Annotated in this window: 19 protein-coding genes; 9 read left to right on the forward strand and 10 right to left on the reverse strand. The window is 67.7% G+C overall.

Annotated features, from left to right (window positions below):
• Positions 1 to 7 precede the first annotated feature (7 nt).
• Positions 8 to 496, reverse strand: coding sequence for an Hsp20 family protein (locus tag OU998_RS02780; RefSeq protein WP_267515325.1), 489 nt, complete (start codon positions 494 to 496; stop codon positions 8 to 10).
• Positions 497 to 752: 256 nt separating this feature from the next.
• Here OU998_RS02780 and OU998_RS02785 point away from each other — a divergent pair, with 256 nt between their 5' ends.
• The 4 genes from OU998_RS02785 to OU998_RS02800 all read left to right on the forward strand — a co-directional run bounded on the left by OU998_RS02785 (position 753) and on the right by OU998_RS02800 (position 4,934).
• Positions 753 to 1,559, forward strand: a complete 807-nt coding sequence (locus tag OU998_RS02785; protein ID WP_267515326.1) for a class I SAM-dependent methyltransferase — start codon at positions 753 to 755, stop codon at positions 1,557 to 1,559.
• Between the two features lie 89 nt (positions 1,560 to 1,648).
• Complete coding sequence (locus OU998_RS02790) at positions 1,649 to 2,572, forward strand: class I SAM-dependent methyltransferase (protein WP_267515327.1); 924 nt, start codon at positions 1,649 to 1,651, stop codon at positions 2,570 to 2,572.
• A complete protein-coding gene (locus OU998_RS02795; protein ID WP_267515328.1) occupies positions 2,569 to 3,621 on the forward strand; it encodes an alpha/beta fold hydrolase in 1,053 nt (350 codons plus the stop codon). Before OU998_RS02790 ends, OU998_RS02795 begins: the two co-directional genes overlap by 4 nt.
• Positions 3,622 to 3,998: 377 nt before the next feature.
• Positions 3,999 to 4,934, forward strand: coding sequence for an IS110 family transposase (locus tag OU998_RS02800; RefSeq protein ID WP_267514702.1), 936 nt, complete (start codon positions 3,999 to 4,001; stop codon positions 4,932 to 4,934).
• 498 nt (positions 4,935 to 5,432) lie between these two features.
• Here the strand turns inward: OU998_RS02800 and hisN are convergent, their stop codons facing one another.
• Together hisN and OU998_RS02810 are read right to left on the reverse strand one after the other, a co-directional pair.
• Positions 5,433 to 6,218, reverse strand: coding sequence for a histidinol-phosphatase (hisN, locus tag OU998_RS02805; protein ID WP_267515330.1), 786 nt, complete (start codon positions 6,216 to 6,218; stop codon positions 5,433 to 5,435).
• A 67-nt stretch (positions 6,219 to 6,285) separates the two neighbouring features.
• Complete coding sequence (locus OU998_RS02810; protein WP_420709785.1) at positions 6,286 to 6,678, reverse strand: helix-turn-helix domain-containing protein; 393 nt, start codon at positions 6,676 to 6,678, stop codon at positions 6,286 to 6,288.
• Positions 6,679 to 6,867: 189 nt separating this feature from the next.
• Here OU998_RS02810 and OU998_RS02815 point away from each other — a divergent pair, with 189 nt between their 5' ends.
• The gene (locus OU998_RS02815; RefSeq protein WP_267515331.1) at positions 6,868 to 7,122 is read left to right on the forward strand and encodes a GlsB/YeaQ/YmgE family stress response membrane protein; all 255 of its coding nucleotides are present in this window, start codon (positions 6,868 to 6,870) and stop codon (positions 7,120 to 7,122) included.
• A gap of 386 nt (positions 7,123 to 7,508) precedes the next feature.
• Here OU998_RS02815 and OU998_RS02820 read toward each other — a convergent pair whose 3' ends face one another.
• The gene (locus tag OU998_RS02820; RefSeq protein ID WP_267515332.1) at positions 7,509 to 7,946 is read right to left on the reverse strand and encodes a hypothetical protein; all 438 of its coding nucleotides are present in this window, start codon (positions 7,944 to 7,946) and stop codon (positions 7,509 to 7,511) included.
• 157 nt (positions 7,947 to 8,103) lie between these two features.
• On the opposite strand from OU998_RS02820, the gene OU998_RS02825 reads away from it, so the two are divergent.
• The gene (locus OU998_RS02825) at positions 8,104 to 9,762 is read left to right on the forward strand and encodes a GNAT family N-acetyltransferase (protein ID WP_267515334.1); all 1,659 of its coding nucleotides are present in this window, start codon (positions 8,104 to 8,106) and stop codon (positions 9,760 to 9,762) included.
• Positions 9,762 to 10,928, forward strand: a complete 1,167-nt coding sequence (locus tag OU998_RS02830; protein WP_267515335.1) for a class V aminotransferase — start codon at positions 9,762 to 9,764, stop codon at positions 10,926 to 10,928. Before OU998_RS02825 ends, OU998_RS02830 begins: the two co-directional genes overlap by 1 nt.
• Here OU998_RS02830 and OU998_RS02835 read toward each other — a convergent pair.
• The 3 genes from OU998_RS02835 to ald all read right to left on the reverse strand — a co-directional run bounded on the left by OU998_RS02835 (position 10,925) and on the right by ald (position 14,303).
• Entirely contained in the window at positions 10,925 to 11,809 is an 885-nt protein-coding gene (locus OU998_RS02835; protein ID WP_267515336.1) for a hypothetical protein, read from the reverse strand. The two genes, OU998_RS02830 and OU998_RS02835, sit on opposite strands and share 4 nt — an antisense overlap.
• A gap of 132 nt (positions 11,810 to 11,941) precedes the next feature.
• Positions 11,942 to 12,988 (reverse strand): GTPase ObgE, encoded by a 1,047-nt coding sequence (gene obgE / locus OU998_RS02840; RefSeq protein ID WP_267515337.1) that lies wholly within the window; start codon positions 12,986 to 12,988, stop codon positions 11,942 to 11,944.
• A gap of 196 nt (positions 12,989 to 13,184) precedes the next feature.
• Positions 13,185 to 14,303, reverse strand: coding sequence for an alanine dehydrogenase (ald, locus tag OU998_RS02845; protein WP_267515338.1), 1,119 nt, complete (start codon positions 14,301 to 14,303; stop codon positions 13,185 to 13,187).
• 146 nt (positions 14,304 to 14,449) lie between these two features.
• Here ald and OU998_RS02850 point away from each other — a divergent pair, with 146 nt between their 5' ends.
• Both OU998_RS02850 and OU998_RS02855 read left to right on the forward strand, forming a co-directional pair.
• Positions 14,450 to 14,926 carry an Lrp/AsnC family transcriptional regulator gene (locus OU998_RS02850; protein ID WP_008258826.1) on the forward strand — a complete coding sequence of 159 codons (477 nt, stop codon included), beginning with the start codon at positions 14,450 to 14,452 and terminating at the stop codon, positions 14,924 to 14,926.
• Positions 14,927 to 15,308: 382 nt separating this feature from the next.
• On the forward strand, positions 15,309 to 15,716 hold the full coding sequence (locus tag OU998_RS02855; RefSeq protein WP_267515339.1) for a hypothetical protein: 408 nt from the start codon (positions 15,309 to 15,311) through the stop codon (positions 15,714 to 15,716).
• 3 nt (positions 15,717 to 15,719) lie between these two features.
• Here the strand turns inward: OU998_RS02855 and OU998_RS02860 are convergent, their stop codons facing one another.
• From OU998_RS02860 to OU998_RS02870, 3 genes are all read right to left on the reverse strand, one after another.
• The gene (locus tag OU998_RS02860) at positions 15,720 to 17,174 is read right to left on the reverse strand and encodes an NAD-dependent succinate-semialdehyde dehydrogenase (RefSeq protein WP_267515340.1); all 1,455 of its coding nucleotides are present in this window, start codon (positions 17,172 to 17,174) and stop codon (positions 15,720 to 15,722) included.
• An 88-nt stretch (positions 17,175 to 17,262) separates the two neighbouring features.
• Positions 17,263 to 17,400 carry an entericidin A/B family lipoprotein gene (locus tag OU998_RS02865; RefSeq protein WP_008264300.1) on the reverse strand — a complete coding sequence of 46 codons (138 nt, stop codon included), beginning with the start codon at positions 17,398 to 17,400 and terminating at the stop codon, positions 17,263 to 17,265.
• Between the two features lie 48 nt (positions 17,401 to 17,448).
• A complete protein-coding gene (locus OU998_RS02870) occupies positions 17,449 to 19,152 on the reverse strand; it encodes a sensor histidine kinase (RefSeq protein WP_267516689.1) in 1,704 nt (567 codons plus the stop codon).
• Positions 19,153 to 19,203 lie beyond the last annotated feature (51 nt).

The raw sequence follows: 19,203 nt of genomic DNA on the forward strand, positions 1-19,203 counted from the left end.
GGACCGATCAGGCCGCCTTGGCCTTGTCCGTCTTGGTCTTGTCGGCCTTGCCTTCGATCAGGGGCTGGGCGCCGCCGATCTCAATGCGGCGGGGCTTCAGCGCCTCGGGCAGTTCGCGCTTCAGCGAAATCGACAGCAGGCCGTTGACCAGATTGGCCTCGCTCACGACGACATAGTCGGCCAGTTGGAAGCGGCGCTCGAAATCGCGCTCGGCCAGGCCGCGGTGCAGATAGGTCTTCTGCGTCTCGGCGTCGTCATTGGCGGTCTTGCGGCCGGTGACGGTCAGCAGGTTTTCCTTCACCTCGATATTCAGCTCGTCGGGAGAAAATCCGGCGACGGCGATCTCGATGCGATAGGCGTTCTCGCCCGTGGTCTCGATATTATAGGGCGGATAGCCGCCGTCCTGGCTGGTCCGCGCAGCGGTCTCCAGCAGATTGGCCAGACGGTCGAAGCCGACGGCCGAACGGTACAGCGGGGTGAAATCATAGGTACGCATCAGCATCCTCCTGAGGATCAGCAAGGTTGAGCCGTCCGGCGGTTTGCCCGGACGGTTGGGGTTCAGCCCGGCGACCCGAAATCGGCGCCGTCGGTCTGGAGAGCCCGGAACCGGCGCTCTCGAGAGATGAAATGGGATGCCGTGAACGGGCGTCAAGGGGTCGGCCGTGCGCGACCAATCCCCGCGTCTCACGATCGTCATTTGCGCCGGCCGCTGCGCCCCGTATTGAAGATCACCCCGGATGAAGGAACACCCCATGCGTCTCGCCGCCCTCGGCCTCGCCGCCCTGCTGTCGACCGTCGCCGCGACGGCGACCGCCCAGTCTCAGACCGCGCCTGCGAACGGCGCCTGGACCCCGCCGCGCTCGGCCCTGTCCAACGCCATCCCGACCTTCGCCGAGGATGCGGCGCTTCAGGCCGCCGTCGCCGCCGAGACCCGTCCCGCCGCCGACCGCGCCCGCGACGCCGCCCGTCACCCCTATGAGGCCCTGACCTTCTGGGGCCTGACGCCCGGCATGACGGTGGTGGAGATCGAACCGGGCCGGGCCAGCTGGTGGCGGCATATTCTCGAACCCTATGCGGCGGCGACCGGCGGCCGCTACGTCGGCGTCAACCGCCCGCTGGAGAGCATGGAGGTCGCGCCGGGCTCGGCCGACTTCATCCTGGTGGCCCGGGCCTTCCACAACTGGTCGCGCGACGGCCGCACCCAGCCCTATCTGAAGGCCTTCTACGCCGCCCTGAAGCCCGGCGGGATCCTGGCCGTCGAACAGCACCGCAGCGCCGAGGGTCTGAACGTCGCCGACGTCGCCTCCACCGGCTATGTCCCCGAAAGCTATGTGATCCACGAGGCCCAGGCCGCCGGCTTCGTGCTGGAGGCCCGCAGCGCGCTGAACGCCAATCCCAAGGACGACCACGACCACCCGTTCGGCGTCTGGACCCTGCCTCCGGTGCGCCAGTCCCAGGCCCGCGACGGCTCGGGCGCCCTGACCCCCGACCAGCGGGCGGCCTTCGACGCCATCGGCGAGAGCGACCGTATGACCCTGCGGTTCCGTAAGCCGGAATAGTCCCTTTTGACCCGCGCCGCGAACGTGAGTAAGCCCGTTCGACCAAGGTTTGCCGGACGCGGGGCCCGGTGTTCCGAGGGGGTGTTTTGATGGCTGATCTTTCTGCGATTTCCAGCGGCCTGTCGCGCCGGTTTCTGCTGTCCGGCGCGGCCGGACTGGCCCTGACCGGGGCCCTGACCGGGATGGCCGCCTGCGGACGCAAGAAGGACGCCGCCCCCGAGGCCCCGCCGGCGCCGGCGGGTCCGCCCGAGGGTTCGCTGGAATGGGCCGTCGCCGGCCCCTGGCGCGCCCAGGACCGGCCGCGCGACCCCTTCCGTCATCCGATGGAGACCCTGCGCTTCTTCGGTCTGCGGCCCAGTATGACGGTGGTCGAGTTCTGGCCCGGCAGCGGCTGGTACACCGAAATCCTGGCCCCCTATCTGGCGCGAGGCGAGGGGACCTATGTGGCCGCCCTCTTCCCCGAAGGCGCGACCGCCGACCCGGCCCAGGCCGCCCTGAACGCCGCCTTCCAGACCCGGTTCAGCGCCGACAAGAAACTGTACGGCGAACCCCAGTTCACCTTCTTTGGCGCGGGCTCCGGCCCCGTGGCGCCGGCGGGCACGGCCGACCTGTGCCTGTTCCTGCGCACCCTGCACGGCTGGATGGCCGCCGGGATCGCGGAAAAGGCCTTCTCCGACGCCTTCGCCGCGCTGAAGCCCGGCGGGGTTCTGGGCGTCGAACAGCACCGTCTGGCGCCCGAGGAGGACCAGGATCCGGTGGCCGCCAACGGCTATGTCCAGGAGGCCTTCGTCAAGCAACTGGCGGCCGAGGCCGGCTTCGTCTTCGTCGCCGCCTCCGAGGTCAACGCCAACGACAAGGACACCAAGGACCATCCGTTCGGCGTCGACACCCTGCCGCCGATGCGCCTGACCGCCCCCCAGGGCGAACCCGCCGACCCCGCGTTCGACCGCTCCAAGTTCGAAGAGATCGGCGAGAGCGACCGTATGACCTTGAAATTCAGGAAGCCCGAGTGAACCGCGCCCAAGCCTTCGCCGCCAATGCGCCCCTGATGGGGGTTCCCGGCGCCTCTTCGCCTCCGGGCGGCAAGGGCGACTGGTATCGCGGCGCCGGCGGCATGCGTCTGCGCGCCGCCCTCTGGACCCCCTCGCATCTAACGGCCGAGACCGCGCGCGGCACCGTGGTGCTCAGCCCCGGCCGCACCGAGCCGATTGAGAAATATTTCGAGGTCATCGGCAATTTCCTGGCGCGCGGCTGGTGCGTCCTGGCCCACGATTGGCGCGGCCAGGGTCTGTCCGCCCGGCTCCTGCCCGACCGGCTCAAGGGTCACGCCCGCGCGGTGGAGGAGTTTCTGGACGACTACGGCCGCCTGCTGGACGCCTTCGAAAGCCAGTGCCCCAAGCCCTGGATCATGGTCGGCCATTCGATGGGCGCCTGCCTGAACCTGCTGACGCTGGAAGTCGGCGAGACCCGGTTCGCGGGCGCGATCCTGTCCAGCCCCATGCTGCGGATCAAGACCGGCAAGCGCTCGATGTGGTCGGTCAAGCTGGCGGTGCGCTGGAACATCCGTCACGGCCACGCCGGCGACTATATCCTGGGCGACCCGGACGACCCGTTCGACCACACCTTCGTCGAGGACGCCCTGACCTCGGACGAGACCCGTTACGAGATGTGGCGCCAGCAGCTCTACGCCTGCCCCCACCTGGCCATCGGCGGCCCCACCTACGGCTGGCTGGCCTTCGCCATCGACGCCGGCGAGCGGGCGCTGAAGCCCAAGGCCCTGAAATCGGTCAAGATCCCGGTCGCCTTCGTCCAGGCCGACGCCGACGACGTGGTGTGGAAACAGACCAGCCGCTGGGCCGCCAAACGCCTGGGCCGCGGCCGCTATGTCGAGGTCCCCGGCGCCAAGCACGAAGTCATCATGGAAGCCGACCCCATGCGCGCCGTCTTCCTCGACGAGTTCGACGCCATGGCCGACTACGTCTCCCCGCTGAAGGGCGCGACGGCCGTTGATCCGTCGGCGAGGATCGAGGACGTGACGGAAGCGGCGCCGTCGGTGGCGTGAGGGGCGCTTACCCCCCAACCTGTCATCCTCGGTCTTGACCTGCGGCCCATGTCGCAAACCGAACGGTTGCTGACTTTGGTGCGTCTGTTCACTTTCGTCATCCTCCGGCGAGCGCAGCGAGACCGGGGGACCCAGCGGCGCGCGGGAGCGCGAACCTGCCGAGGACTCGCCGTCAAACATCATGCGGCCGAACCGTCGCCTTCGGCGCCGCTGGGTCCCTGTGTGTTGCAGGTGTGTCAGACTGTGTGCGGGCGGGAAACCGTTGGGTCCCAGGTCCTTGCAGACCGTATCGGGGTTGGGTTCCCGCCCGCTTTGGTATCCACCTGAACAGTTGCACGAGGCCGCAGCCACGGACCTCGCATCACAGGGACAGGCTCATGAACATAGCCCCTGGCATCGTGGGGATCGATATCTCCAAGCGATTTCTTGACGTTTTCGACCCTCGGATCGGCCGGCCAGAGCGGGTGGCCAACACCGAGCCGGAGATCCAGGTCCTGGCGCTTCGCCTGGCCGCATCTGGCGATCGGGCGGTGTTCGAGGCCACCGGCGTCTATGACCGGATCCTGCGACGCGCCCTGGAAAGCGCCGGCGTCGGCTTCAGTCGCGTAGATCCGAGCCGCGCCCGCGCCTTCGCCCGCGCGGCTGGCTTCCTGGCCAAGACCGACGCCGTCGACGCCCGGATGCTGGCGGCCATGGGCCAGGCCCTGCAGCCGCGTCTTGAGGAGGTCGTCGCCCCGGCTCGCGAACGCCTAGCCGGACTGAATGCCCGCCGCGACCAACTCGTCGCCATGCGCGCCCAGGAGCGCAACAGACGCGCCGAACACCGCGACGACCCGGATATCCAGGCCAGTCTGGATCAGCACCTGGACTGGCTCGACGCCCAGGTCCGCGACCTCGACGCCCGCATCCGACGCCTGATCGCGGCGGACCTCGAACTGCGCCAAGCCGAGCAACATCTGAGGTCGGTTCCCGGCGTTGGCCCCGTCGCCGCCGCCACGTTACTGGCTCGGGTTCCCGAGCTGGGTCGGCGTTCTCCAAAGGCCATCGCCGCTCTCGTCGGACTCGCGCCCTTCAACGCCGACAGCGGCGCCCGAAGAGGACATCGTGCGATCCGCGGCGGACGAAAGCGCGTCCGCGACGCCCTCTACATGAGCGCCGTCACCGCCGCCCGCTCGAACACCGTATTCTCGACCTTCTACAGCCGGCTGCGGGACGCCGGAAAGCCCCCGAAGGTCGCCCTCGTCGCCGTCGCCCGAAAGCTACTCACAACACTCAACGCAATCGCCAGAACTCAAACGCCGTTCAAGGCATAAACACAGTTGCCCCGGTCTGCGCCGCGAAGACGCGGCTTGCCGGAGAATGACGAAAGTGAAGGAAGCTCCGCTCTCGGGATCGCCGCTCCCGACCCGTTGCGGACCTTGCACACCCGGCTACTATGTCCAAATGGCGAAAGCGGAACGATTGGCGCAGCAACTGGACGGTTTGGAGCGCGAATATCGCTCTTGCCTTGAAAGGGCGCTTACGGACTGCGCGGCGGGTCGATGGGGTCTTTTCGGTCACAACGACCACACCGGCTCAATGAGACCGCCGCCAGAGCTCAATGAGCTGCGGGCACTTGCGCGCACCATTGATCGGCTACGCGAAAGGATTGGCGACGGCCCATTCCAACTCCATCAGGAGTTCGAAGCCGCGCGTGGCAGAGCTGGTCAGAACGACCCAGGTGAGCCCAAGCAAGCCGAGTTCTGGCTGCGGCGACTAGCAAGCGCGTAGGTCAGCTCACCACCCCTTGCAGCCAATCCCGACGTCTGCTTTCACGCCGCCGCCCGCTTCAACGTCACCATCGCCTGCTCGATCAGCCGTTCATCCCCCACGGCCAATATCTGCCCGCTCCCATCCGGCGCCTCCCCGCGCCAGTTGACCACCCGTCCCCCGGCGGCCTCGATCACCGGGACCAGGGCCGACCAGTCCCAGGGTTTCAGGCTGGTCTCGGCCACCAGGTCCATCCTGCCCGCCGCCACCATGGCGTAGGCGTAGGCGTCGCAGCCCAGGCGGGCCAGGCGGGCGGCGGCGCGGACCTGGGTCCAGGCGCCCCGTTCGGCGCCGTTGAAGATGTCGGGATCGGTGGTCGAGATGACGGCCTCGGTCAGATGTTCGCACGACCGCACAGCCAGGGGCGTCTCGGTTTCGCCGCGCATCAGCCGGGCGCCGGACGGGCCGCCGATGAAGATTTCGTCCAGATAGGGCTGGGCGATCACGCCCACGGTCGGCTTGCCGGCCGTGCGCAGGGCGATCAGGGTGGTCCACAGCGGCAGGCCCGAGATGAAGGCCCGCGTGCCGTCGATGGGGTCCAGCACCCAGACGTGCTCGGCGTCGGGCCGGTCCTCGCCATATTCCTCGCCGATCACCCCATGGTCGGGATAGCGGTCGGCGATCAGGCGGCGGATCGCCGCCTCGGCCTGTTTGTCGGCCTCGGTCACGGGGTCGAAGCCGGCGGCTCCGCCCTTGTCCTCATGCCCGATGTCCGAGCGGAAGAAGGGCAGGGTGACGCGCGCGGCTTCGTGCGCCAGCTCCACCGCGAAGGATTCGAATTCGGTCATGGGCGCTCTTAGCCCAGATCGCCCCGTTCCGAGAACCCCGCGCCGACGCCCTCGGCCGCGCGTCTAGTCAGGCGACCGCTTCGCTGGACTCGTGCAGCGACTTGGCCAGGTCCAGCAGGCGGCGGCGGGGCCGTTCGCCCAGCTGGTAATAGGCCTGGATCAGATCCAGCGTCTCCTTGCGCGAGAACATCTCGCCCCCTCCGCCGGACATGGCTTGGGCGCTGTCCTTGCGCTCCAGCGCCTCGGTCACGCCGTCGTAGAAATAGCTGACGGGCGTCTCCAGCGCCTCGGCCAGCTGCCACAGGCGGGCGGCCGAGATGCGGTTGGCGCCGCATTCGTATTTCTGGATCTGCTGGAAACGGATGCCGACCTGAACGGCCAGCTGCTGCTGGGTCAGGCCCAGCAGACGGCGGCGACGACGCAGTCGACGGCCCAGGTGGAGATCGATGTCGGTGGCCATGGCCCCCAGTTCCTCATCTTGCGCCCTGTCCCAACGCGGGACGGCTCGCCTTCCGCGCCGCAATCCGCGTGCCGCAGGTCGCGCGGCAGGGGAGTTACGCGGTTCTTCGAACGCCGCGTCAAGTCGGTCGCAACCCAATTCCCCCGGACGCATTAAGTCCGCAGCTTGGCTTCACAAAGGGATATGGTCATGGGACTTGGACTTATTGGTTGGATCATCATCGGCATCGTGGCCGGCTGGTTGGCGGAAAAGGTTATGGGCCGCAGTCACGGCTTGATCACCAATCTTATCGTCGGCGTCATCGGCGCCCTGATCGGTGGCTTTATTGCGCAGAACCTACTGGGCCAGCCGGTTGGCGGATTCAATATTGTGACCTTGCTGGTCGCCTTCTTGGGATCCTGCCTGCTTCTGTTCCTGCTGGGTCTGGTCAAGCGTCGCGCCTGATCGTTCCTCTGGGCTGAAATGACGAAGGGCGGCTCGCAGGAGCCGCCCTTTTTCGTTTTGGGCTCGGGCCCCACACCCATGCCCCGACCTTGATGCTGGACGTTGGAGGCCTTCCCCGACTTTTTTCCCATCGGTTCAAACTGCGGTGGCGCCAGGGTTTCAGCCGCATTCGCCCCCTTCAACTCAGCACGACCCCAGACGCCCCTATAATGGACTCCATGCTGTTTGGGAGAGGCAGGCGGATCGTGGAACAGGTTGGCGCTTTTGGCGCTTTTGGCGCTTTGTCACCCTGTTTTAGTGACAGGCCGCCATCAAATACGAAAAGGCGGCCGGGACGCATCCCGACCGCCTTGTCTCTATCGATCCGCGGCGTGGCCCGCCGGTGCTCAGCCCTGGGGCTGGTCGCCGGTGGGCGGGGTTATCGGGTCGCTGCCGCCGGACGGATTGACGGGATCGGTCGCCGCAGGTTCGGCGGCCGGGGCCGGCGGCGCGCCGGCGATCGGGGCGGCGGCGTCGAACTCGGCCTTTGTATAGGCCACGGCGACATGGGCGCCCTCTTGGCGAATGCCGTTCAGGGGCACAGCCCGAAGCCGGCCGTCGGCGCCGCGCACCGTCAGCTCCTGGGCGCCGGCGGCGTTGTTCTGCACGCCTTCCAGCCTGCCCAGTTCGCCGTCCGGGCCGTGGACCGAGGTTCCCGGCGTCAGCGACAGGCTCGGTTGGGCGGGCGTTTGGGGGGCGGCGGTCGCGGCGTGCTGCGCCAGCACGGGCGAGGCGATCAGGAAGGCGGCGGCGGCGCTGCCCAGAATGGCGGTCTTGAGGGTCATGGGACTTCACATCCGGTGGCGCGGGCCCGGCGCCCGCAGCCCCAAAACTCGCCATGTTACGGATTGTTTCGTATGCCTCGAAAAGACCTTGGGACTGCCCCGGTTGGCCGATTCCTGGTCTAAGGTGAGGCATTCTACCGAATCGTCAGGGGGCCGTGTGAACCGCCGTAACGTCTATGTGCCCAACCTGCTGCGCAGACTGCTGGGCCTGGCCTATGAGCTGACGCCCCAGGTCTTCGCCGTCTTTACCTTCGGCGTCGGCTCGCTGATGCTGATCTCGGCCGTTACGCCTGAGTTCGACGAACGGCTGCGTCAGCTGACCGGCGTGGTCTCGCCGATCCTGATCGACCTGTCGCACTTCGTGGCCAGCATCGCCGGCTTCGTCCTGCTGCTGCTCTCGGCCGGCCTGTGGCGACGCCGGCGCGGCGCCTATTGGGCGGCCCTCGCGGCGCTTGCGGTCGGCGCCGTCTTCTCCCTGCTCAAGGGGCTGGACTGGCAGGAGTCGATCGACCTCGTCGTCCTCGCTATCCTGCTCGCCCCGTGCCGCACGGCCTTCAATCGCCGCTCCCGCCTCAGCGAGCCGTTGCGGCCCGGCTGGTTGCTGCTGCTGGTCGCCGTGGTCGTCTCCATGCTGTGGCTGGGCTTCTTCGCCTATCGCGACGTCGCCTATTCCGACGAGCTGTGGTGGCGGTTCCTGGTGGATCGCCAGGCCTCGGGCTTCCTTCGCGCCGGCCTGGTCCTGTCCCTGCTGACCCTGCTGGTCGCCGGCCGTTCCCTGCTCAGCTCGCCCGGCGCCGACAGCCACGGTCCCGCCTCAGCGGACGAGATCGAACGCGCCCGTGTCGCTCTGGAGGCGGCCGAGGACGCGACGCCCGAGGCCTGGCTGGCCATGCTGGGCGACAAGGCCCTGTTGTTCAGCCCCTCGGGGCGAAGCTTCCTGGCCTATCGCGTTCAGGGGCGGCGCTGGATCGCCATGGGCGAGCCGGCCGGCGTGGTCGAGGAACGCCAGGAGCTGTTGTGGGCCTTCGCCGAAATGGCCGACAGCTACGGCGGTTCGGCCGTCTTCTACTCGGTCGGCGACGACATTCTCAGCGAACTGGCGACCATGGGTCTGGCCATGCGCAAGGTGGGCGAGACGGCCGTGATCCGCACCGAGGCCTTCACCACCGAGGGCAAGGGCAAGCAGAATCTCCGCACCGCCCTGAACCGGGCCGAGCGCGAGGGCGCCCGGTTCGAGGTTCTGCCGCCCGGCGCGGCCAAACCCCTGGAGGCCGAGCTGAAGGCCATCTCCGACGCCTGGCTGGCCATGCACAATGGGGCGGAGAAGGCCTTCTCCCTTGGCCGTTTCGACATCGACTACCTGAACCTCACGCCCCTGGCGGTGATGCGCGAGGGTGATCGGATCGTGGCCTTCGCCAACCTGCTGGTCACGCCGGGCGAGGCGGCGGTGGACCTGATGCGCTATACGCCGGACGCCCCCCACGGGGTGATGGACTATCTGTTCACCCGCTGCGTCCAGTGGGCCAAGGCCGAAGGCGTCGCCGTCTTCGACCTGGGCATGGCGCCCCTGGCCGGGCTGGAGGATCGTCGCGTCGCGCCCGTCTTCGCCCGCGTCGGCGCCCTGGTGTTCGAAGAGGGCGGGGCCCTCTACGGCTTCCAGGGCCTGCGCAGCTACAAGGCCAAGTTCTCCCCGGACTGGAAGGCCCGCTTCATCGCCGCGCCTGTCTCGACGCCCCTGCCCCTGGCCCTGCTCGACGTCGCCCTGCTGACCAGCGGCGGCTGGCTGGGCATGCTCGGCATCAGAAAGGGGTGCTGATGTCGTTCAAACCCCTCTTCTCGCGCGCCCTGAACCTGGCGCCGGACCGCCTGCACTTCGCCGCCCACAGCCATCATCTCTGGCCCGACGTCAGTTTCGAGGCCCAACAGCAGGCCTGGCTGGACGCTAATCGGCACGCCGACCGCAAATGGGATCTGATCTTCGACGAGGTCATCCCCCGCGCTCAGGCGGAAGTGGCCCAGGAACTGGGCCTGCCCGATCCGAACAGCCTGGTCTTTTCGTCCAACACCCACGACCTGCTGCTGCGGGTCTTCTCGGCCTTCGAAACCCGGCCGGTCCGCATCCTGTCCACGGACGGCGAGTTCCATTCCTTCCGCCGCCAGGCCGAACGCTGGGAAGAGGCCGGTCAGGCCGTGGTCACCCGCGTGCCCCTGGCGCCGTTCGAGACCTTCGCCGACCGCTTCGTCGCCGCCGCCGCCGCCGGCGGGCACGACTGGATCCTGGTCAGCCAGGTCTTCTTCCGCACCGGCGGTCTGTTTGACGGCGTCGAGGCCCTGGCCGCTCTCGCTCGGCCCGAGGGGCCCTGGGTGCTGATCGACGGCTATCACGGCTTCATGGCGACCCCGACCGATCTGTCGGCCGTGGCGGACCGGGTCTTCTACGTCGCCGGCGGCTACAAATACGCCATGGCCGGCGAGGGCGCCTGTTTCCTCCACGCCCCCGACGGCTTCGCGCCCCGCCCGGTGGTCACGGGCTGGTTCGCCGAGTTCGGGGATCTGTCCGGACCGCCGGGCGGGGTCCAGTACCGCTCGGACGGCGGCCGCTTCTGGGGCGCGACATTCGACAGTTCGGCCCTTTACCGTTTCAACGCCGTGCGGGGGATGTTGAAGGACGCCGGGCTGACCACGGCCGATGTGGCCGATCACAGCCGGAGGCTGGCGACGCAGTTCCAGGACGCGGTCCGCGCAGGCCAGGCCGGCGTATTGGGCGAGGCGCAGATCCTCAACCCCGTGGTGGGCGACGCCCCCCGCGCCCGATTCCTGGCCCTGCGCCACCCGGACGCCCAGACCTGGCGTGCAGCCCTGCTGTCGGCAGGCGTGGTGACCGACGTCCGCGACGACGTGATCCGCTTCGGCTTCGGCCTGTACCAGGACGCCGAGGACGTGGATCGCCTGGTCGCCGCCTGCCGCACGCTTGGAGGTTAGAAGAAGGTCGTGTCGTCCTGCTTCTTGGCCTCGGGGGCCGCGCGCGGTGTGGCCGGAGGCGACGCGGGCGCGGGCGTCCCATTGGGAGCCGTATTCGGCGTCTGACCTGCTGCGGGCGGTATGGCCGGCAGGGCGGGATAGGGCAGGGCCGCCGGATCCGCCGCCGCTGGGCTTCCGTCGCCGGGCGTGGTCTCCGTCGTCGGCAGGGCGTCGACCGGCTCGGCCTGACCCACCCGCTCGGGCGCGTTCAGGTCATCGCGGATGAAGGTCCAGGCCCGGCTGTCCGCACAGCCGCAGGCCTTCAGGAAGCCCTCGCGGTCGCGCCACAGGATCAGGGGATAGGTGATCTGCACCCCCGCATCCTTCAACAGGGCGCTCAGACGCGTCTCGAACTGACGGCTGGCCTCGACCACGGCGGAACGGGCCAGATTGCCGTCCGCCGGCGGAATGCCCACCGCCGTCCACGCGCTTGCCGGCGTCGCGGTCCAGCGCTGATACAGCGACCAGTCGCGGGTCAGCCACAGCTCCGCAATCGTGGCCCGTTCGGCGGGCGTGGACTGGGGCAGGCCTTCCCGGTCGGCGCGGGCGAACAGGATGACGCGCGCTTCCACGCCCGCCGCCCTCAGCTTCGCCACCTCCTCGCGCTCATAGCGCTGGGCCGAGGCGCTGTCCCGATAGGCGATGATATAGAGGGGCTCGCCCCCGCCGCCGCCCGACACCCAGGACGCCTCGTCGAGCAGTTGCTGGATCTGGGCCTGGTCGCGGCTGATCGTGACCGGCTGGAACCGCGAATAGAAGTTCCAATAGGCCCAATAGCCGACCCCAGCCAGGATCAGGCCGATCAAGGCGGCTAGGGCTGACCATATCAGTAGTCGACGCATGGGGAGGCGGCTCCAGCTTTACGGGTTAACGCATAGCATCGAAAACCGTTGTGCGCTCATTTCCTGGAGGGGATTTGCCTGTGAAATCCAAGGGTGACGTTCGCACGCCACACCCACGCACCCCTGCGTCTGTCAGGGTTGCCAGCCCGAGGTCTGGTCCGCGTCGCTTTCGCCGGCCAGGGCGCCTCGGGTCTTCTTCACCTCGGCCCAGGCGGCGCGCAGCAAGGCCGCCACGCCTTCGCCCGACACGCCGGAGACCAGCATGGGCCGGCGCCCGGCGACGGCTTCCAGTTCCGCCGCCTTCGCCTCGCGTTCCTCGGGCGACAGGGCGTCGATCTTGTTCAAAGCCAGGATCTCGGCCTTGTCGGCCAGGCCTTCGCCATAGGCCTCAAGCTCGCCACGGATGATCCGATAGGCCTCGGCCACATCCTCCTGGGTGCCGTCAATCAGGTGGATCAGGCTGGCCGAGCGTTCGACATGGCCCAGGAAACGGGTGCCCAGGCCCGCGCCCTCGCTGGCGCCCTCGATCAGGCCGGGGATGTCGGCGATGACGAACCGTTCACTCGGCGACAGGTCCACCATGCCCAGGTTCGGCGCCAGGGTGGTGAAGGGATAGTCGGCGATCTTGGGCTTGGCCGCGCTGGCGGCCGACAGGAAGGTGGACTTGCCCGCGTTCGGCAGACCCGCCAGACCGATATCGGCGATCAGCTTCAGCCGCAGCCAGATCCAGCGTTCCTGACCGTCCTGGCCGGGGTTGGCGTAGGTCGGGGCCTGGTTGGTCGGACCCTTGAAACGGACATTGCCCCAGCCGCCGTTGCCGCCCTTCAGCAACAGTTCGATCTTGCCGGCCGTGTCCATGTCCAGGAGCACGGTCTCCTTGTCCTCGTCCAGCACCTGGGTGCCGACCGGCACCTTCAGATGCACGTCCTCGCCCTTGCCGCCGTGCATCTGGCGACCTTGGCCGTGGTGGCCGGTCTGGGCCTTGAAATGCTGCTGGTAGCGATAGTCGATCAGGGTGTTCAGCCCGTCGACCGACTCGATCCAGACGTCGCCGCCCTTGCCGCCGTCGCCCCCGTCGGGGCCGCCGTTGGGAATGAATTTCTCGCGTCGAAACGACACGGAGCCCGCGCCGCCGTTGCCGGAGCGGATATAGATCTTGGCCTGGTCGAGGAACTTCATCGCGGGCTTATGCCGCAAGACGACGAGAATTTACAGCCGCCAACAAACCCTCTCCCGCTTGCGGGAGAGGTGGCCCGTCGATCGCGCAGCGATCCAGGGTCGGAGAGGGGAGTATCGCGACACTCCCCCCATCGTCAGGCGTGTCGCTTCGCGCCACGACCTGACACTTCCCCCGCAAGCGGGGGAAGGTCTTGGTTCAGCCCTTGGCCCAGACGCCGAACGGGTCGCTGGACTCCATGCCCAGGGCTTGGGCCACCGCCGGATAGGTGATCTCGCCCTTCAGCACGTTCAGGCCGCGCGCCAGGTGCGGGTCCTTCTTCAGCGCCTCAAGCCCGTGATCCGCCAAGGCCAGGCCGAAGGGCAGGGTGGCGTTGTTCAGGGCTTCGGAACTGGTGCGCGGCGCGGCGCCGGGCATGTTAGCGACGCAATAGTGAACCACGCCGTCGATGACATAGGTCGGGTCTTCATGGGTCGTGGCGTGCGAGGTCTCGAAACAGCCGCCCTGGTCGATGGCCACGTCGATCAGCACCGATCCGGGCTTCATCGTCTTCAGGTGTTCACGCTTGACCAGTTTGGGAGCCGAGGCGCCCGGCACCAGGACGGCGCCGATCACCACATCGGCCTTGACCAGTTCTTCCTCGATCGCGCCGATGGACGAATAGCGGGTGATGACCCGGCCGCCGGTGATCTCGTCGATATAGGCCATGCGCGGAATCGAACGTTCAAGCACCACCACCTCAGCGCCCAGGCCCATGGCCATCCGCGCCGCGTTCAGGCCGACGACGCCGCCGCCCAGCACCAGCACCCGCGCCGGCGCCACGCCCGGCACGCCGCAGAACAGCAGGCCCATGCCGCCATTGTGCTTCAGCAGGGTCTCGGCCGCCGAGAAGACCGCGATCCGCCCTGCGACTTCCGACATGGGCGCCAGCAGCGGCAGGCCGCCGCGCGCATCGGTCACGGTCTCATAGGCCACTGCGGCGCATTTCGACGCCAGCAGCCCCTTGGTCTGTTCCGGATCGGGGGCCAGGTGCAGATAGGTGTAGAGGATCTGGTCCTCGCGCAGCATCTCCCACTCGACCTTCTGCGGCTCCTTGACCTTCACGATCATGTCGTTGTTCGCAAAGACGGTCGCCGCGTCGGCGACCAGGGTCGCCCCCGCCTTCTCGTAGTCCGCATCGGTGAAGCCGGCGCCCAGGCCGGCCCCGGTCTGGACCGACACCGTATGGCCGTGGGCCACATATTCACGCACCGCCGTCGGCGTCAGGCCGACACGGTGTTCGTTCTTCTTGATTTCACTGGGAACGCCGACGCGCATGGGAATCTCTCCGTGGTGTAGGGGGGCGTCCGTCTCTGCGGCCGGATCGCGGTTGATCCACATATAGCGCCGACACGGTCGCAGAATCCTGTTCATTTCGCGACCTGATCGCCGTACATGCGCAGTCTCTGCGATGGAGTGGCGCAATGAAGACCGTTTCCGCCGTCGAACTGGACGGAACCGACAGGAAGATGCTTCGCCTGCTACAGCAGGACGGCCGCATGACCAATGCGGACCTGGCGCGTCAGGTGGCCTTGTCTGAAAGCGCCTGCCTGCGTCGCCTGCGGGCGCTGGAGGCGGCTGGGGTCGTCGATCATTACGCCGCCGTGATCAGCGAGCGGGCCGTGGGCCTGCCGATCAGCGTCTTCGTCACCGTCACCCTGTCGTCTCAGTCCGAGGCCGTGCTGACCGCCTTCGAACAGGCGGTCGCCGCCGCGCCTGAGGTGATGGAATGCTATCTGATGACCGGGGGCGCCGACTATCTGCTGCGGCTGGTGGTGCGCGACGTCGACGATCTGGAACGGGTCCACGCCAAGACCCTGACCCGGCTGCCGGGGGTTCACCGCGTCTCGTCGAGCGTGGCCATGCGCTCGGTGGTCAAGCGCGGGGCCTTGCCGGTGTGACGACCGGCGCTTAGCGGACGCGAGGCCGACCTCTGCTTCGGACTTTCCTTGATCGGCGCGGCCGCGCCTCCTGATCCGCCTTGGCAAGTCCTTTCCTATCCCAATTCCGCAATCAAACTCCTGGCTTATCAACCCCCTATCGCCCGCGAACGCGCTTCGATCCACCACGCTCCAAAACCGTGCGACAATGCCCGCACGGTCTTTGACAACTGAATCCCGACGCATCCGGCCTGCCCCTCCGCGCGCGAAATACACTAAAATAGACTCCATTTTTTGTGGTGGATTCAGTCTATTTCCCCGCCCATTCGCCAAATGGCGCCCAGCGACAGCTGCAGACTTGGCGTGATTTGACTCGCTGGCTCCAGTGTGGATCATACGACCTATGGGTGTCGAAGAAAGCATCGCCGTCTGGACTGATCGCGAGCCCACGCTCGATGAGGAACTGCGCGCTTTGGGCGAGGAGGACGTCTTCGAGATGGCTAATCTGCCACCCGACTGGACCGGCGTGCTGGCGACCATTTTCATTTCGACCGCATTGGGCGGCCACGGTCCAAGGATCAAACTGTATCTCAAGACTGGTCGACATCAGTCCAGCGCCTCAATCTCGATAGGTCCGAATCCTCGCGTCCTGGCCAGCAGTCTGGAGGAGCGCGATCTCAATCGGATCGCGCCCAAGGCTCTGGAGTGGGTCGCTCTGAACCATGAGGCGTTGACGCGCTTCTGGTTCGAAGGTCAGGACTTGATGATCCAGGACGTGGCCGATTTCAGCCGGTCTCTGAAAAAGGTCTGACTCTCACCGCAACGCCAGGGTCACCGTCTTCACGTCCACATATTCGTCGATGCCGTGGATCGAGCCTTCGCGGCCGTAGCCGGACTGTTTGACCCCGCCGAACGGGGCGACGGCGGTGGAGATCAGGCCGGTGTTGACCCCGCACATCCCCGCCTCGATCCGGCGGCTGACGCGCATGGCCCGGTCCAGATCGCGGGTGAACAGATACGACGCCAGGCCGTAATCGCTGGCGTTGGCCTTCTCCAGAACCTCGTCCTCGCTGTCGAAGGCGAAGACCGGGATCATCGGGCCGAAGGTCTCTTCCTCGCGAAACAGTTGGTCGTTCCCACCCAGGGTTACGGTCGGCTGGAAGAAGCGACCGCCCCGTTCGTGGCGCGAACCGCCGGTCAGCACCCGGCCGCCATCGGCCTGCACCGCCGTGACATGTTTCTCGACCTTGTCGACAGCCCTGTCCTCGATCAGGGGGCCGACCTTGACGCCGTCTTCGAAGGCAGGCCCGACCTTGATCTTCGCCACTTCCGCCGCCAGCTTTTCGGCATAGGCCTCTGACACCGACCGTTCGACATAGACCCGGTTGGGGCAGACGCAGGTCTGGCCCGAGTTGCGGAACTTGCCCTTGATGGTCTCGGCCACGGCCAGGTCCAGATCGGCGTCGGCGAAGACGACCAGGGGCGCGGCGCCGCCCAGCTCCATCGACACCCGCTTCAGGGTCGGGGCGCACTGCTCCGCCAGTTTGCGTCCCACCCCGGTCGATCCGGTGAAGGACAGTTTGCGGATCAGTGGGCTGTCGGTCAGCACCTTGCCGATCACCGCAGCCTCGCCCGTCACGATGGACAGCGCCCCTTTGGGCAGGCCCGCCTGATAGGCCAGTTCGGCCAGGGCGATGGCGGTGAAGGGGGTCTGGCTGGCCGGCTTGACCACGGCGGTGCAGCCGGCGGCGAAGGCCGGTCCCAGTTTCCGCGTCAGCATGGCCGCCGGAAAGTTCCAGGGGGTGATCAGGGCGCACGGCCCCACCGCCTCGCGATAGGTCAGCAGCAGATGGCCCAGCGGGCTGTCCTGGGTCTCGCCGATCAGCCGCTCGGCTTCTCCGGCGAACCATTTGATGAAGCCGTTGGCGTAGACTACCTCGCCCTTCGCCTCCTCGAACGGCTTGCCGTTCTCCAGCGCCATGAGGGCGCCCAGGCCCTCGACATGCTCGTCGATCAGCTCGGCCCATTGGCGCAGGAAGGCGGCCCGCTTGTGCGGGTCAGAGCGCGACCAGGCGGGAAAGGCGTCGGCGGCGGATTGGATGGCGCGTTCCGTCTCGGCCGCCCCCAGGTCGGGAACATGACCGATGATGTCGCCCGTCGCCGGATCGTCCACCGCGATCCCGCCGCCATTGGCCGGGATGGGCTCTCCGGCGATCAAGGCGTGCTGGCGAAGCAGGGCGAGGCCGGCGTTCCGGGCAGACTGGTTCACGGAAATCTCCAGATGAGGTCCTGAAACGAACAAGGCCCCGACGAAGCGGGGCCTTGCAAGTCGATCATGCGGCCTTGGCCGCTGCCGATCAGTTCTTGGCGTCTTGGGCGGCGCCCGAAACGGCCGAGCCGGCGGCCTGGGTGTCACGACCCACGCCTTCGACGGTGTTGCAGGCGGCGGTGGTCAGTGCGGCGGCCGCGGCGACCAGGACGAAAATCTTGCGCATGAGAAAGCTCCGGTTGAGCCGACATGGGGGTCTGTCGGTCTTGCCCTATCAACGCGACCGCACGGCGCCGGTTCCGTTCGTAGCGCCAGACTTGTCAGAGGGGTCGGTCGGCGACAGGGCTTCAGGCGTGGCGAAGGTCATGCGGGCGATGGTTCCGCCGCTCGGCGCCGCGACGAACTGGGCTTCACCCCGCAACTGTTTGGCGAAGGCGCCCATCAGGGTCCGTCCGACCCCCGCCTCTGCGCCGTCGGAGGGGCCGGGACCGTCGTCTTCGACTTCCAGCGTGGAGGTTTCTCCATGAACCCGGAAACGGACGTTCAACGCCCCGCCCCGACCCGCGAAGGCGTGCTTCTGGGCGTTGGTCACCGCCTCGACCAGCCAAAGCGCCAGGGGCGCCAGCTTGTCGGGATCGACGAACAGGGAATCCGCCTCGACCGAACTGACCACGACGGGCCCGCGCCCGGCTTCGCTGGCGACCAGCTGGCCCACCAGTTCGGTCAGGAAGTCCCGCGCATCGGCATGACGAATGTCATCGCTCTGGTAGAGGGTGCGATAGATCAGGGCCAAGGCCGAGATCCGCTGGCGCGTGTCCCCCAGCGCCGCCTTGGCCGGGGCGTCGGTCAGGGCCCGCTGCTGCATCGAAAGCAGGGACGAGATGATCTGCAGATTGTTCTTCACCCGGTGATGGATTTCGCGCATCAGCGCGTCCTTCTCGGCGATGGCGTCCGTCAGTTCACGGTCGCGCACCGTGATGGCTTCGGCCATCTCGTCCAGGGTTCGGGCCAGGGTGCGGATTTCGGACGGGGCGTTCATCGCCTGCAACGGCCGCACCGAAAACCGGCCCTTGGCGTACAGGGCGGCGATCCGCTCCAGATAGTCCAGCCAGCGGATGAAGATCCGTTCTGACAACAGCATCACCGCCGCAAAGGCCGTCAGCCAGGCCCCCAGCGGCAGCAGCAGGTTGCCGATCGGGTTAAGCCTGGCCCAGGACAGAAGCCCCGGCGCGGGCGCCGACAGAAGGGCGTAAAGGTCGCCGCCCGCCAGCACGGCGCCGGCATAGTCGCGCGCCTGACCGCGGCTGTCCCGGGCGGCGAACACTGCAGAGCCTTCGGTGCGCGCCCGCGCGACCCAGCCCGAAACATCGCCCCCGTCGGCGAAGCGGAAGGCGGCGGGATCGCTGGCGACCAGCAGACGTCCGGCGCCGTCAGTCAAGGCGGCCTCGGACGCCGTGGGCAGGGCGGGGTCCGTTATGTCGGGCTGGAGCGCAGACAGGGGGATGACCGCCGCCATGGCTCCGTCGAATCGGCCCATGGGTCGTTCGGCGCGGATGGCGATAATCAGAGCGGCCGGATAGCCGGCGTCGGCCGGTGCGCGAACGACGACCATGTCCTCGCCCCGCCGCAGGCGCTGGAACCAATTCGACTGCACTGCTGGCGCCACGCCTGAGCGAAGTCCGTCGGCGCGTCCGGACGAACAGACGGCGGCGCCGGAGGGGCTGAGGCGATAAAGGCCCTCATAACCGTCAAGCCGATCAACCAGCGCCGTCAACCGCGGGGCGCAATAGGGGCCCAGAGCGTCCGGGCTGAGCGCCCGCAACAACACCTGGGCGCTGTCCAGTCGCGCCTTGACGTCAACCGCACTGCGTTCGGCGGCCAGTTGCAGATCGACCTTGCGGTCCGCAGCCTGGCTGCTGAAGGCGGCCTGGGTTTGAAACAGTATGAGAATAAGGATCGGCAAGAGCGCCAGGGCCATCGCCGAGCCCAGCCGAAAGCGAATGCCCTGAAATTTGGCCGAGTTCCATCT

The sequence above is a fragment of the Brevundimonas sp. SL130 genome, assembly GCF_026625805.1.
Taxonomy (GTDB): Bacteria; Pseudomonadota; Alphaproteobacteria; order Caulobacterales; family Caulobacteraceae; genus Brevundimonas.

Coding starts and splice junctions, on each gene's coding strand:
- OU998_RS02780 (WP_267515325.1), bottom strand. CDS start 496: ATGCGTACCTATGATTTCACCCCGCTGTACCGTTCGGCCGTCGGCTTC.
- OU998_RS02785 (WP_267515326.1), top strand. CDS start 753: ATGCGTCTCGCCGCCCTCGGCCTCGCCGCCCTGCTGTCGACCGTCGCC.
- OU998_RS02790 (WP_267515327.1), top strand. CDS start 1,649: ATGGCTGATCTTTCTGCGATTTCCAGCGGCCTGTCGCGCCGGTTTCTG.
- OU998_RS02800 (WP_267514702.1), top strand. CDS start 3,999: ATGAACATAGCCCCTGGCATCGTGGGGATCGATATCTCCAAGCGATTT.
- hisN (WP_267515330.1), bottom strand. CDS start 6,218: ATGACCGAATTCGAATCCTTCGCGGTGGAGCTGGCGCACGAAGCCGCG.
- OU998_RS02810 (WP_420709785.1), bottom strand. CDS start 6,678: ATGGCCACCGACATCGATCTCCACCTGGGCCGTCGACTGCGTCGTCGC.
- OU998_RS02815 (WP_267515331.1), top strand. CDS start 6,868: ATGGGACTTGGACTTATTGGTTGGATCATCATCGGCATCGTGGCCGGC.
- OU998_RS02820 (WP_267515332.1), bottom strand. CDS start 7,946: ATGACCCTCAAGACCGCCATTCTGGGCAGCGCCGCCGCCGCCTTCCTG.
- OU998_RS02830 (WP_267515335.1), top strand. CDS start 9,762: ATGTCGTTCAAACCCCTCTTCTCGCGCGCCCTGAACCTGGCGCCGGAC.
- OU998_RS02835 (WP_267515336.1), bottom strand. CDS start 11,809: ATGCGTCGACTACTGATATGGTCAGCCCTAGCCGCCTTGATCGGCCTG.
- obgE (WP_267515337.1), bottom strand. CDS start 12,988: ATGAAGTTCCTCGACCAGGCCAAGATCTATATCCGCTCCGGCAACGGC.
- ald (WP_267515338.1), bottom strand. CDS start 14,303: ATGCGCGTCGGCGTTCCCAGTGAAATCAAGAAGAACGAACACCGTGTC.
- OU998_RS02850 (WP_008258826.1), top strand. CDS start 14,450: ATGAAGACCGTTTCCGCCGTCGAACTGGACGGAACCGACAGGAAGATG.
- OU998_RS02855 (WP_267515339.1), top strand. CDS start 15,309: ATGGGTGTCGAAGAAAGCATCGCCGTCTGGACTGATCGCGAGCCCACG.
- OU998_RS02865 (WP_008264300.1), bottom strand. CDS start 17,400: ATGCGCAAGATTTTCGTCCTGGTCGCCGCGGCCGCCGCACTGACCACC.
- OU998_RS02870 (WP_267516689.1), bottom strand. CDS start 19,152: ATGGCCCTGGCGCTCTTGCCGATCCTTATTCTCATACTGTTTCAAACC.